Source organism: Citrobacter sp. TBCS-14 (assembly GCF_005280805.1).
In the GTDB taxonomy this organism is placed as follows: domain Bacteria; phylum Pseudomonadota; class Gammaproteobacteria; order Enterobacterales; family Enterobacteriaceae; genus Citrobacter; species Citrobacter gillenii.
On sequence record NZ_SZWM01000872.1, the window covers coordinates 1 to 305 of the forward strand.

The 305-nt window shown below is 53.1% G+C and carries 1 pseudogene; it reads right to left on the minus strand.

The annotated features are described in order from the left end of the window. A pseudogene (locus FDX22_RS21825) lies at positions 1–260 on the minus strand (hypothetical protein); the annotation flags it as partial. Between the last annotated feature and the right edge of the window lie 45 nt (positions 261–305).

Genomic DNA, 305 nt, shown 5'->3' on the forward strand with positions numbered 1-305 from the left:
AGTAACCAGCTTTCAAGGCTCTCTACTCCACCAGCTCGACGAATAACAGATTCATTGCGGAAAACCTCCCGAATACCGGGATCTTCCGCTAATGGTTGTGAGGACGCCGGAACAACGCCACTAGCAAAAGATGAATAACGTTCCGGCTCTGGCTCCAGCAGGACACGCCCCTGCATAAACAGGGGCATCAGCTCTGAACCGGGCCTGAACAATACGATCCCCATTCGTGGGGCAATTTCAGGAGTCAGTAACGCTCTCACGGCCACCTCAATGAACGGTCTCAAGCAGCTTTAACAGCTCAGGGA